This window comes from Glaciecola punicea (assembly GCF_001756615.1).
Lineage (GTDB): Bacteria > Pseudomonadota > Gammaproteobacteria > Enterobacterales > Alteromonadaceae > Glaciecola > Glaciecola punicea.
This window is the reverse complement of the sequence record NZ_LZXY01000003.1, coordinates 118,600-131,885: the sequence shown is the minus strand read 5'-3', so window position 1 is coordinate 131,885 and position 13,286 is coordinate 118,600. Positions and strand designations below refer to the sequence as shown.

Sequence of the window (13,286 nt, the reverse complement as noted above, 5' to 3'; positions counted from 1 at the left end):
ATTCGTTTCTTAAGGAATTTTCTTTTATGGCATTTAGCACCTTAGGTTTGTGTGATGCGCTTTTAAAAACCATCGAGCAGCAAGGTTACACTGCGCCTAGCCCTATACAAACTGATGCGATCCCTGCGGTGTTAAGCGGGCGTGACGTGATGGCATTAGCGCACACAGGCACAGGCAAAACCGCTAGCTTTACTTTACCTCTGCTGCAGCTGCTTGCTACTGGTATAAGCGCGCAGCCCGGCCATGTTAGGGCCTTAGTCATTGCCCCCACGCGTGAGCTTGCAGCTCAAGTTGCACAGAGCGTTGAAAACTATAGCGCAAACATGAATATTAGAAGTACCGCTGCATTTGGCGGTGTCAGAATTGAGCCGCAAATTTTCGCCTTAGAATACGGCGCAGACGTACTTGTTGCTACACCCGGGCGCCTACTCGATTTACACAACAAGCAGGCACTTAACTTTGAGCATCTTGAAATACTGGTATTAGACGAAGCCGATCGCATGTTAGATTTAGGCTTCATTGATGACATATTACGCATTCAAGCACTACTGCCTAATAAGCGTCAAACCCTTATGTTTTCAGCTACCTTTTCTAAAGAGATTAAAATGTTGGCTAAGAGCATGTTATTTAATCCAGTGGTATTAGAAATGGCTGATGCAACGCGCAGTCTTGACAACATTAAGCAACAGCTACACCCGGTAGACAAGGCGCGTAAAACAGATCTTCTGATCCACCTTCTGGTGCAACACAAGTGGCCTCAGGCATTGGTTTTTTGCCGCACCAAACGCGGCGCTGATGAAATAGTGACAAAGCTTGAGAGCCTTGGTATTAACGCCGACTCGATCCATGCAAACAGAACCCAGCGCGCGCGCACCTTAGCTTTAGACGGGTTTAAGAACGGCACCATTAGCGTGCTTGTTGCCACCGATATTGCTTCGCGCGGTATTGATATAAGCCATCTGCCCTGCGTTATTAATCACGACCTTCCCTTTGTGCCACAAGACTATGTGCATCGTATTGGCCGGACCGGTCGTGCTAACGCCACCGGCCTCGCCATTACCTTGTTCAGCGAAGACGAAACTGAACAACTACGCGCGATTGAAGCGGTGGTTGGGCATACCTTTGCACCAGAAATAGTCATAGGGTTTGTACCTACTAATATAACACCTACTAAAAAAACACCTACAAAGTCTGCTATAGATGAGCCTGAGTATGGAAATTTTGAGGCAGACACCACACCGCGACGCTTTCGCAAGTCTACTGCGAATAAAAAACGTAAAAAATAAATAGCATCCGCTAAGCGGCATTAAGTACTAGCACTTTCACACAGTCCCTCTATAATATAATTAAGTCAGGTGCGAAACCTAATATTGATTTTTTTCAGCAGCTTAGCGTTTTGTTAAACGGGAAATAGGTGCAAAACCTATGCTGCCCCCGCAACGGTAATCAATTTTCTTAAAACACTTCGTTTATAGACAAACTTTACATTTACACTGGTGTGATTTATTCCACTGATGCGTCGTCCACTGTGGTTAACTGCATTTTTGCAGGGCTATGGGAAGGAATTGTAAAACATATTGTGAGCCCGGATACCGGCCTGTCTTCAAAGCATGCAAGCTTTTCTTTTTGTTGGATAAGGCTTGGCATGTGAGCTGTTTTTAAAATCAGTGACGCTTAAAAAGCATAGCCTTTATGCTTTTACTTTTTATGTTGTGCTCGGGCGGAGCGCTTACAAGGAACTTTATGAAAATTCAAACTACTGTGCTGGCAGCCGCTGTGCTGATCAGTCTATCTATGGGTGCGCAAGCGCAAACACAAGCCAATTCAAATAAAAAAATCGAAACGATCCGTGTGTTAGGCACGCATGCGCCTATTGCGGTAGGCCAAATTGCCGGGTCGGTCACCATTATTGATGAAGCGCGCATAAGAGCATCGGGTGGCATTGGCATTACCGACCTTTTACGCACCGTCGCGGGGGTTAACATTGGCAAAACGGGCACTGCAGGTAGCTTAAGCGAAGTACGTTTTAGAGGCAGTGAAAGCAACCACGTTATGGTGTTGGTAGACGGTGTTGCTGTGAACGATGTTGGTCAAGGCGGTCTAACAGACTTTTCCCACTTACTGCTGGCTAATATTTCACGCATAGAAATATTAAGAGGGCCACAAAGCGCTATTTGGGGATCAAGCGCTATTGCCGGCATTATTAGTATAAGCACTAAAGGCGCAAGTAGTAATAAACTGCAAGTTAGTACCAATGTGTCTGCAGGCAATAAAAGCACCTATAGTGCTAGTGCTCACTTTGGCCAACAGTTAAGCGACTTTGGCTTTAAATTGAATACCTCTACCTATAAAACCGGCGGCGAAAATATCAGCCGCACAGGGTTTGAAGCCGACGGCTACCGAAATACCGACCTTAGTGGCGGCATAAATTATACGTTTAGTGAAGACAGTCGCATAGACATAAGTGCGCGCATTCTCAATTATGAAACAGATGCAGACGGCTATGACTTTTCCACAGGCTTGGTTGGCGATGGCAATGTAGTGGCCCAGGGTGATCAAATTTCGCTTGGCCTTAACTGGCATTTTACACCACTTACCAATGGCCAGCGAAACGGCATTTATTCGCAGCTTTTATCCCTTCAATACTCAAAGCAACACACCGACAACTTTACCAACAACGCCTTTGACCGTATGTCGCAAGGAGAAAAGCTGCGCGTGTTGTGGTCGAACCGTTTTGAATTTACGCCTAATAGATGGCTGAACATGGGGCTTGAAAGCACCAATGAGGATTTTGAGCAACGCGGCCCTGCCTTCACCAGCGGCCTGAATCAAAACCGAAGCAACGACACGTGGTCGCTAGTAACAGATGGGATTTATGCCATTACCAATGCCCTAAGCCTAAGCGCTAGCTACCGCTATGACAACAACGTCGAATTTGATAACGCCGACAGCTACCGAGTAGGCGCCACGTATGCCGTTAACAACGACTGGCGCGTATTTGTATCGCAGGGCCAAGCGATTACAAATCCTACCTTCATAGAACGATTTGGTTTCTTCCCTAATTCATTTTTGGGTAACCCAAACCTTACACCCGAACAGCAAAAAAGCACTGAAATAGGCATAGAAGGTGCATTTAACAGTGTGAGTGTCCAGCTTAACTGGTTTAGCGCCAAACTTGAAAACGAAATACTCGGCTTTGTTTTTGTGCCCGCAACAGGCGAGTTTACCGCAGACAACGCAAGTGCAAACAGCAGCCGCGATGGGCTTGAGCTTAGCTTACAAGGACAGTTCAAGACCCTAACGTGGCAAGCACAATATAGCTATTTAGATGCGTCGCAGGGTAATAGCATTGAACTTCGCCGCTCACGTCACATCGGCTCACTAAGCACGACTTATACAATTGATCAGCAGCATCAAGTGTACCTTCAGGCTGATTACACAGGCACTAAGTTTGATAACTTTTTCCCGCCTGCCGGGGCTGCTCAAATAGTCACGTTAGACAGCTATTGGTTGTTAAGTGCAAACTATCAGTATACTTACAGCGAGCACTTGAGCGCGAGCCTGCGTTTTTCGAATGCGCTCGACGCAGAGTATGAAGATGTTTTTGGCTATAACACAGACGGCAGCACAGTGCTTCTCAGCGTTCGATATAGCTTATAAAATCATCTAAGCTTACTGGGATAGTAAGGCCGCACCCCTTTCTTGTTAAATATCTTGAAAATTGAGAATACTTGCACCAAAGGGGCTGTATGCTATTGTATGGCAAAAATTAAGATAACACGCACTTGTGAAATATTTTACAGTCAATTTCGAGTCTAACAATTATAGGAATATACAATGAAACGAATTTTAAGCTCTCTGGTGTTAGGCCTTGTACTCTCTTTTCAAGCCAACGCTCAGGTAGAACTGTGGAAAGAAGGCACACATTTTGACGTGATTGCCGAAACAGCCTCAGAAAAACCCATGATGAAAGAATATTTTTCATTTTGGTGTCCAGCTTGTTTTCAGTATGAACCACTAGTGGCACAGTTCAAAGAGAAGCTTCCACAAGACGTTCAATTTACCAAAGTACATGTGAATTTCATGGGCCTAACCAGTCGCGATATACAAAGTGAAGCCACTAAAGCAATGATGATTGCACGCGCTATGAAAGAGGAACAGAAATATGTTGGCGCAATTTTCAACTACATCCACGTTCAGCGCGCGTCTATCACAGGCCTGGACGACTTACGCAAAATATTCGTCGTTAACGGCGCCGACGGTGAAGAGTTTGACAAGCTAGCTGCTAGTTTCAGCGTCAACAGTCTAGTAAATCGCAATAACAAAAGCATAGACGAATTTCGTGAGCATCTAACAGGCGTGCCTACTTTTATCATCAATGAAAAGTTTAAACCTACGTTTAGAAATGATATGAGCGTAGACGATATGATTAATTTAGTCATGTGGCTGAGTAAGCAAAAGTAAAGTTTAATAGTAAATAAACATAAAAAAAGGCGGGGATCTCCCGCTTTTTTTATGCATTTAGAACTGAACATTTATTTTCAATCAAAATTTTCGTGTTCGACAAGGTTTGTGGCGGTTTCGACCTTAACATTAACGTTGCGCAAGCCAGTAAGCTTGCGTTCTTATTTAGGCTAGAAAGTATCTCCATTTGTAACAAAATTACAAAAGCGTTATCATACTTGCCGGTTTAAGGTTAAAGAACCAAATTTTAACAGTCACTCCACCCTCAGAGCGCCTTATCCCTGAAAGCTCTCTGTAAGGTGCACTGTTTCGATTCATGCCATAGTTAGCGTATTATTTACGTTTCACATTTATTTTAAAATTATAATATCAATTTTCCTCTACTCTGAGAAAAATTTTCAAAATTAGGCAACTTACATGCTCGAACACATTAAAAAAGACTGGCTTTCGAATATCCGTGGTGATGTGCTTGCTGGTATCGTTGTAGCTTTAGCCTTAATACCAGAAGCGATTGCTTTCTCAATTATTGCGGGTGTCGATCCTAAAGTGGGTCTGTATGCCTCATTCTGTATCGCTGTAATCATCGCTTTTGTTGGTGGCCGTCCCGGTATGATTTCAGCTGCTACAGGCGCAATGGCCTTACTTATGGTCACACTGGTAAAAGACCATGGATTAGAATACTTACTTGCAGCAACACTCCTAACAGGTGTGTTTCAAATATTAGCCGGATTTTTAAAGTTAGGCGGCTTAATGCGATTTGTGTCGCGCTCAGTGGTGACCGGATTCGTGAATGCACTGGCCATTCTCATCTTTATGGCGCAATTACCCGAACTCACTAACGTTACATGGCATGTTTATGCCATGACCACTATTGGTTTAGGCATCATTTATCTGTTTCCGTACGTCCCCAAAATTGGTAAATTGATTCCCTCTCCTTTGTTGTGCATTGTCGCATTAACGATAGCAGCAATGTTTCTAGGGCTAGATATTAGAACAGTGGGTGACATGGGCGATTTGCCCGATACCTTACCCATATTCTTGTGGCCCGATGTTCCACTTAATCTAAACACCCTAATGATTATTTTACCATACTCGCTTGGCTTGGCCGTGGTAGGCCTGCTTGAATCGATGATGACGGCAACCATAGTAGATGACCTTACCGATACAAGCAGCGATAAAAATAAGGAGTGCAAAGGACAAGGTATTGCTAATATTGGCGCCGGTCTATTTGGCGGAATGGCAGGCTGTGCAATGATTGGGCAGTCAATTATTAACGTGAAGTCAGGCGGTAGAGGGCGATTATCTGCTTTTGTTGCGGGTACAGTTCTCATTATCATGGTAGTCTTTTTAGACGATTGGGTTCAACAAATCCCAATGGCCGCACTGGTAGCGGTTATGATCATGGTGTCAATTGGCACCTTCTCTTGGTCTTCCATCAAGGATTTACGCAAGCATCCTATGTCATCAAATATTGTAATGATAACCACCGTTATTGTGGTTGTGGCTACGCACAACTTAGCCATTGGTGTATTAGTTGGCGTGCTATTAGCTACGCTGTTCTTCTCTAACAAGATTAGCCGCATTATGGCGGTAAAATCGCACTATAGCGAGCCTGAAAATAAGCGCACGTATGAAGTGATTGGTCAGGTGTTTTTTGCGTCAGCGGAACAATTTATAAACGCATTTGATTTCAAAGAAGCTTTAGAAAACGTGGTTATAGATCTGACACACGCGCATTTTTGGGATATCACCGCCGTTACATCCTTAGATAAGGTCGTGATTAAATTTAGACGCGAAGGTGCCACGGTAAACATCGTAGGAATGAATGAAGCAACGGCAACCGTAGTAGATGAATTCGGCATACACAATGATCCCAAAGAAGTCAAAAAGATGTTTGGCGGGCACTAAGTGAAACCGATGTTTAAGAAATCACAAAGCGACGATAAATACAGGACAAAGGGATGACAAAAATAATCACGTGTGTGGACGGTTCGGCAATGACAACAGCCGTGACCAACGCAGCCATCTGGGCGTCAAATAAGCTTGATAAGCCCATTCTTTTTTTACACACAATTGAAAAAGAACAGCAGCACGGCGCCGATAATTATAGCGGGGCGATTGGTTTAGGCGCGCGTTCGGCGCTCTTACAAGAATTGACCGAGCTGGATGAACAGCGCGGCAAGCTAGCTTTAAAATTGGGTAAAGAGTTACTCGAGCGGGTTTCAAAGCAAGCTCAGGACTGTGTTACACAAAAAGTTGAATCGATGCAAAGACACGGTGAGCTTGCAGATGCAATAGTCGACATTGAAGATAAAACCCGACTGATAGTGATTGGCCGCAGTGGAATGGAACATGGCGATAACTACAGTGCACTGGGATCTAATATTGAGACACTGCTGCGCAAGGCCTCACATCCTGTCGTGCTTATTCCTGAGACATTCACCCAACCCACTTCATTTATGGTTGCTTATGACGGCAGACAAACCGCCGATAATGCGCTGCAGCGAGTCATTGATGGCGGCTTACTGCATGGCCTTCACTGTCACCTCGTTTCGGTGAAAAATAACGAAACCAATGTCGAGGAAAAATTTATAGCCGCCCAACAAAAGCTGAAAGAAAAAGGCTTTGACCTTACAGCATCCTTCGTTGAAGGTGATATTTTTGATTCTTTAATGGACTACAAACAAAAACATAAAATTGATCTTATTGTCATGGGAGCGTTCGGGCACTCTAAGCTTCGTCAGTTCTTTTTAGGCAGCAACACGCTAAAAATGCTAGAGCGCAGCAAAGTACCCATGGTGGTTTTAAGATAGATTCAATTTACTTTAGGTAAAACATTACCAAATGATCTAATGGCTTGTTTTATGACTTCCTCAGGCGTAGCCATTGTCACTGTTAGCTTACTTTCCCGAGCCTCCTAGGCAATTTGGTGACGTAGGCGCACTGCCCTGCTTTTTCGCCCAGTCATCTGCGGTGTAGGTGTGCAAAGCTAAAGCGTGCACAGAGCCTGCCAACTCCTCACTTAACAGCGCATTTACCATGCGGTGGCGTTGGATAAGTCTTTTTTGCTCAAATGCATCACTCACCACCGTCACTTTAAAGTGAGTTTCGGAATTTTCAGGCACATTGTGCATATGGCTTTCATTGAGCACCTCAAGGTAGCGCGGCAAAAATTTGGCGTTGAGCTTTTCAGTAACAACGGTTTGTATAGTGGTTTTTGTATTCACAAGTAAAGCCTTTGAAAATGGATTATGGTTCGGCGCCGATGTTCAAAGCCATAATTACCGGCTCTGTTCTATTGCTATGTCGGCATATAAACAGCGCTATAGACCCTATAAATGCGCTATGGTTATGTGGGTAAATACCTTAGTAAAGCTGATTTTTGACTCGACATTCGTCAGCCAACGATTTACCCAACAATTATTTTTTTTGCGTAACGTGTCTAAACGTAAAGTTAAGCCTTGGGCCGGTTTGCGTGCGACTTTTATTCATTCCATGGTGCCAATACTGCTGCGTGTCGCCCTTCATAACAAGCAACGAGCCATGTTCAAGACCTATTTTGTAGGTTTCTTTGGTGTGTATATTTTTAAACGTAAAACGCCGTGTTTGCCCTAAACTGACCGAGGCAATAATTGGCTGCGCGCCAAGTTCAGGCTCGTTATCTGCATGCATGCCCATACTGTCTCTACCATGGCGATAATAGTTCGCCAGGACTGAATTGAAGCGTGCCCTACATTTTTGCTCACATGCCTGCTTTAATTTAGCCAATCGTATGTCCCACGGCAGTGGCTGCATAACTAATCTGGAATATTCATATTGGCTGTCAGGATCGCCGTACCAAGCTTGCAGCCGAGGAATAAGTCGCTGTTGTCCATAAAGGGTGATACTAGGCTGCTGCCACTGAAGCTGCGCAATGAAGTAGTCCATTAAGCTTTTAGCATGCTTATGACTTAGCCAGTTAGGGTAATACTCCACATGCGCATTTTCCATCGCTAGGATGAACACCGCCTCTTCTTGCGAGGGGTCAGATGCGTTAATAAGTGGGATTTTTTGTTTGTTCATTATTGTTAGCTTTGGTTGCTCATCTAATATTCATTTCAAAAATTTCGTATCAATACCAATCTGTATAAAGATGGTCAAACTCCCACTATATTACCATGAGTAAGCCAACAAAGACGAGTAAACACGAATAAACACCAGTGTTAAGACGTCAGTATTCAGTTCTGCTGCCACAAGTTGAAACACACCTTAGGTATACGGACTGCATTTTATATTCAAGTACACAATAAGTTGCTGTAAACATGCCTAACACTGCGCTACTATTTAAGGATAAAGCGCACCACATGCTGCAATAACATTATTATGAAACTACTATGAACAATACTCAGCTCCATATTCAAGCCAACACCTTTTCTTTAAAACGTTTCCCAAGCAACCCGTTTGACAAGTCCTTGCGCGCATGGGACGCGGCCGACGAATATATTATCGATCATGTCGCCGATACGATAAACCTTATCGAGCTGGCGCATATTGTTATTGTAAATGATAGCTTTGGTGCCCTTACTTGTGCAATGGCAAAACTCTCGCCACAGGCTAATATTAGCGTATACACCGACTCGTACATGTCTATGCGTGCTATTGCGCAAAATTTAAAAGGCAGTAACTTGGATAAGAATAACGTGACGATGCACAGTAGCCTAATGCTTAGCGAACTGGCGGGTAAAAGTGTTGACCTAGTGCTGTTGAAAGTGCCTCGCACATTGTCATATCTTGACTACTTACTTTTTACACTTAGCCAAACGCTCGGAACTGCGAGCAATACGGGCCAATCGCCAATAGTGATAGGCGGCGCGATGGTTAAGCTGGTGACTTCTTCGGTGATGAACATATTTAACGCCCACATGGGCAATACCACTACCTCGTTAGCGCGCAAAAAAGCACGCTTAATATTTGCTGAATGTGCTGTAAAAACCGACAATGGTGGCAACGTCGCTCAAACTTTATCATTGAACCCGCACTGCATACACGAAGTACAAGACAAAGAAATTGACCTTACGCTGCATAATTATCCTAACGTATTTTGCCGGGATCAGGTAGATATTGGCGCAAGGTATATGCTAAAAGTGCTGCCTAGTATTACCAGAGCTAATCAAGTAGTAATTGATCTAGGCTGCGGCAACGGTATTTTGGGCACTAGCTTACTGTTACAAAATGCGGCTAATGCACCCAAAATGATTTACATAGACGAATCGTTTATGGCGATAGAATCAGCTAAAGTAAGTCTTAACAATAGTACAGTAGATGAACGACTAAAAGCACGCGCAGAGTTTTTAGTCGGGCATTGTTTAGATGAATTTATCAATCACAGTGAAGATAGCTCGGGTAATCTTAAGGGCGTTGATCTTATTTTATGCAACCCTCCTTTTCATCAGCAAAACACGATCATTGACGACATTGCATGGCAGATGTTCACTGATGCAAAAAAGGCACTAAAAGTAGGTGGTGAACTTAGAATTGTGGGCAATCGCCATCTTGATCACCGTGCTAAACTAAAAAAGCTTTTTGGCGCCTGTGAGATTATTGCCAGTGATGCTAAATTCGTAGTGCTTAGCGCTATTAAACAACGCGCAAGAGCATAAGACGAACAAAGTCAGCCTGTGATTATCTGATTGTACCCTTGAGTGTTGTCGATCGCTCTTGATACTTCAATCCGATAAAAGAAATTACTGTATCAATAGTCTATTTTGAGCCTCGTATTAAAAATAGTGTGTCAGCTGGTGAGGCACTATCATTAGTTAAGTAAAGGAAGGTTTTTATGAGCACTTTTCGACTATGCATAATTAGCATATTGGTAGTCACCACTTCATTTGTAGCGCATTCTCAAGCGCGTGAAACGCCTAAAACGGAAAGCCCCATTGGCGCAGCCGTGCAACAAGATAACTTTTTCCCGCAGGTAAAGTTTGAGACCAGCATGGGCGACATTGTCATTGAGCTTTCACGTGCTAAAGCGCCCGTGACCGTTAATAACTTCTTGACCTACGTGAAAGAAGAAGGGTACGACAACACACTATTTCATCGCATAATTGCCGGCTACATAGTGCAAGGCGGCGCGTATACAACTGACTTTACAGAACGTAAGTCGAATTATAAAATTATTAACGAGTCGGGCAACGGACTCAAAAACGAAGCATATAGCATCGCAATGGCCCGCATGAGCGACCCGCATTCGGCTAAACGTCAGTTCTTTTTCAACATGAAAGACAACGACAATTTAGATCCTGGCCGCAGATGGGGCTACACCGTATTTGGTTCGGTAATAGAAGGTAAAGAAGTGCTTGATGCAATTTCCTTAGTAGACACCCGCGTGAACCCTGAAATTGGCTTTCCCGACACGCCGGTTGAAAACGTAGTATTAAAGCGTGCGATTATTATGCCTGAACCAGTTTTTGACTAGGCTTAAAAGCATAATATTTAAGGGTTACAGTAGCCACAATAAAACGCGCTCACATTTAGCGGAGCGCTTTTTTCAGGCCCACTAAAGCCGCAGTGATTGCACAGCTCAGTGGGCGACACTATTTTTGTTGTCGCTTGGCCGCAAAGCTCACACGGTAAATAAGCGATAGGATTTCGATATTGCGCTTAATATCTACAAAGGCCAAAAACTCCTCGTCAATAACACCCATGCCCATTAATGAACTAAAACTGCCCTCACTGCCGATACCCTGCTCGCAGCCGCTAAGTTTGCAGGCTAAATATGCTTTTTTAAGAGCGCATTCTATCGGATTTAGTGTGCGGGCTATGGTTTGGTCAAAGGTGCCTAATGTATCGGTATCAAACTTGTCGGTATGCACCAGCACCGTATTAAATGCCGACACCAGAATAGGCGCCAGCGTGTTTTGCTTGCCGTGTTTAGTCAAAAAGGAAATTTTAGCTTGAACGTTGAGGTCTATCTTGGTCATATATTAGCTATTTTCGTTATTTAGACAAGAATGCTATAATGACCCCTTGCGAAAGTGTAGTTTTTAAATTTGCTACTTATCAACTACCTTGCTAAGCATTTAAAAAGTCTACGGATCAGTGCATATCTACATACATGAAATTATGAACCACGGATAATAAAACGAAACAGCACGATATGCCGGTAACCCAAAGTAATTCAATAACAAGGGGACTTACATGAAAGCATCAGACCTTATGGTAAAAGCATTAGAAGCCGAAGGGGTAGAATATATTTTCGGTATTCCGGGTGAAGAAAATTTAGATTTACTGGAATCATTACGTCATTCATCTATTAAACTTATTCTTACACGTCATGAACAAGGCGCTGGCTTCATGGCCGCTACTTACGGGCGCTTAACTGGTAACGTTGGCGTGTGTTTGGCAACCTTAGGCCCCGGAGCAACTAACTTAGTGACTCCCGCCGCCTACGCACAGCTTGGCGCTATGCCAATACTAATGATCACCGGCCAAAAACCCATTAAAACCAGTAAGCAAGGCCGCTTTCAGGTCATTGATGTAGTTGATATGATGCGCCCTATTACTAAGTATACCACCCAAGTGGTAAGTGGCGATCGCATCCCCTCTATTGTACGCGAAGCATTTAGACTAGCCAGCGAAGAGCGCCCAGGCGCAGTACATATTGAATTACCCGAAGATATTGCCGCCGAAGAAACCAACGCAACTCTTCTCACGCCCAGTGTGGTACGCAGGCCAATTGCTGAATACAAAGCTATAAAAGCGGCTATAGATATGATTGAAGCGGCTAAATCGCCAGTACTCGTTATAGGGGCTGGCGCAAATAGAAAGCTCACCTCTAAAATGCTACGCGAATTCGTTAACAATACTGGTATTCCCTTCATTACCACGCAAATGGGTAAAGGCGTGTTAGACGAAACCGACGAAAAATTCATGGGCAACACCGCGCTGTCCTCGGGTGACTTTGTGCATCGTGTTATTAGCCGTGCCGATCTCATTATTAACGTGGGCCATGATGTGGTAGAAAAGCCCCCTTTCTTTATGGAAAATAATGGCAAAAAGGTTATTCACGTGAATTTTGAAACGGCTGCGGTTGATCCTGTTTATTTTCCCCAGTTAGAGGTGGTAGGCGATATTGCCAACAGCATTTGGCAAATAAACCAAGCCATAGACACACAGTGCAAATGGGAACTCGATTTTTACAGCGACGTCAACAAAGCTTATATTGAACACCGAAATGTCGCAGAAAACGACGACCGCTTTCCAATTTTACCCGAGCGCGCGGTTAAAGCGGTGCGCAGTGCCATGCCAAAAGACGGCATAGTGACTTTAGACAACGGCATATACAAAATTTGGTTTGCACGAAACTACCCTGCCGCACTTCGTAACACTTTGTTATTAGACAACGCACTAGCCACCATGGGAGCCGGCTTACCTTCAGCCATGGCCGCAAAGCTAGTTTACCCAAACCGCTGCGTCATTACCGTATGCGGCGACGGCGGTTTTATGATGAACAGCCAAGAGGTAGAAACCGCGGTGCGTTTAGGCCTTCACATTGTCATTATTATATTACGCGACGACGCCTACGGCATGATTAAATGGAAACAAAGCGATATGGGCTTTGGCAACTATGGTCTTGACTACGGTAACCCCGACTTTGTCAAATATATAGAGAGCTACGGCGGCAAAGGCTGGCGCATAGCAGCAGCTGCGGATTTACAAGGCCAAATTGAAGCCTGTTTAGCCCAGCCCGGCGTGCATTTAATAGATGTGCCGGTAGACTACAGCCTAAATGATGAAACCTTAAATAAAACTATTCGCACACTTAGCAGCAAACTTTAAGGCTG

Annotated in this window: 11 protein-coding genes and 1 riboswitch; of the genes, 8 read left to right on the top strand and 3 right to left on the bottom strand. The window is 44.1% G+C overall.

What is annotated here, in order from left to right; translation table 11 throughout:
- The first annotated feature begins 26 nt into the window (after positions 1–26).
- The 5 genes from BAE46_RS04770 (at position 27) to BAE46_RS04750 (ending at position 7,277) form a co-directional block, all read left to right on the top strand.
- Entirely contained in the window at positions 27–1,286 is a 1,260-nt protein-coding gene (locus BAE46_RS04770) for a DEAD/DEAH box helicase (RefSeq protein ID WP_006007079.1), read from the top strand.
- Between the two features lie 50 nt (positions 1,287–1,336).
- A riboswitch (cobalamin riboswitch) is annotated at positions 1,337–1,615 on the top strand.
- A gap of 128 nt (positions 1,616–1,743) precedes the next feature.
- Entirely contained in the window at positions 1,744–3,660 is a 1,917-nt protein-coding gene (locus BAE46_RS04765) for a TonB-dependent receptor plug domain-containing protein (protein ID WP_070111885.1), read from the top strand.
- Positions 3,661–3,837: 177 nt separating this feature from the next.
- A complete protein-coding gene (locus BAE46_RS04760; RefSeq protein ID WP_006007084.1) occupies positions 3,838–4,464 on the top strand; it encodes a thiol:disulfide interchange protein DsbA/DsbL in 627 nt (208 codons plus the stop codon).
- Between the two features lie 417 nt (positions 4,465–4,881).
- Positions 4,882–6,372: a SulP family inorganic anion transporter gene (locus BAE46_RS04755; protein WP_006007086.1), complete on the top strand. Its 1,491-nt coding sequence runs from the start codon at positions 4,882–4,884 to the stop codon at positions 6,370–6,372.
- 53 nt (positions 6,373–6,425) lie between these two features.
- Complete coding sequence (locus BAE46_RS04750; protein ID WP_070111884.1) at positions 6,426–7,277, top strand: universal stress protein; 852 nt, start codon at positions 6,426–6,428, stop codon at positions 7,275–7,277.
- A gap of 87 nt (positions 7,278–7,364) precedes the next feature.
- Here the strand turns inward: BAE46_RS04750 and BAE46_RS04745 are convergent, their stop codons facing one another.
- Together BAE46_RS04745 and BAE46_RS04740 are read right to left on the bottom strand one after the other, a co-directional pair.
- Positions 7,365–7,691 carry a BolA family protein gene (locus BAE46_RS04745; protein WP_006007090.1) on the bottom strand — a complete coding sequence of 109 codons (327 nt, stop codon included), beginning with the start codon at positions 7,689–7,691 and terminating at the stop codon, positions 7,365–7,367.
- A gap of 193 nt (positions 7,692–7,884) precedes the next feature.
- A complete protein-coding gene (locus BAE46_RS04740) occupies positions 7,885–8,526 on the bottom strand; it encodes an alpha-ketoglutarate-dependent dioxygenase AlkB family protein (RefSeq protein ID WP_083256797.1) in 642 nt (213 codons plus the stop codon).
- A 311-nt stretch (positions 8,527–8,837) separates the two neighbouring features.
- Here BAE46_RS04740 and BAE46_RS04735 point away from each other — a divergent pair, with 311 nt between their 5' ends.
- Complete coding sequence (locus BAE46_RS04735; protein WP_070111883.1) at positions 8,838–10,103, top strand: methyltransferase; 1,266 nt, start codon at positions 8,838–8,840, stop codon at positions 10,101–10,103.
- Positions 10,104–10,279: 176 nt separating this feature from the next.
- Positions 10,280–10,918 (top strand): peptidylprolyl isomerase, encoded by a 639-nt coding sequence (locus BAE46_RS04730; RefSeq protein ID WP_070111882.1) that lies wholly within the window; start codon positions 10,280–10,282, stop codon positions 10,916–10,918.
- Between the two features lie 118 nt (positions 10,919–11,036).
- On the opposite strand, the gene BAE46_RS04725 is transcribed toward BAE46_RS04730, so the two are convergent.
- On the bottom strand, positions 11,037–11,423 hold the full coding sequence (locus BAE46_RS04725; RefSeq protein ID WP_006007100.1) for a hypothetical protein: 387 nt from the start codon (positions 11,421–11,423) through the stop codon (positions 11,037–11,039).
- A 217-nt stretch (positions 11,424–11,640) separates the two neighbouring features.
- On the opposite strand from BAE46_RS04725, the gene BAE46_RS04720 reads away from it, so the two are divergent.
- The gene (locus BAE46_RS04720; protein WP_070111881.1) at positions 11,641–13,281 is read left to right on the top strand and encodes an acetolactate synthase large subunit; all 1,641 of its coding nucleotides are present in this window, start codon (positions 11,641–11,643) and stop codon (positions 13,279–13,281) included.
- The last annotated feature ends 5 nt before the right edge of the window (positions 13,282–13,286 follow it).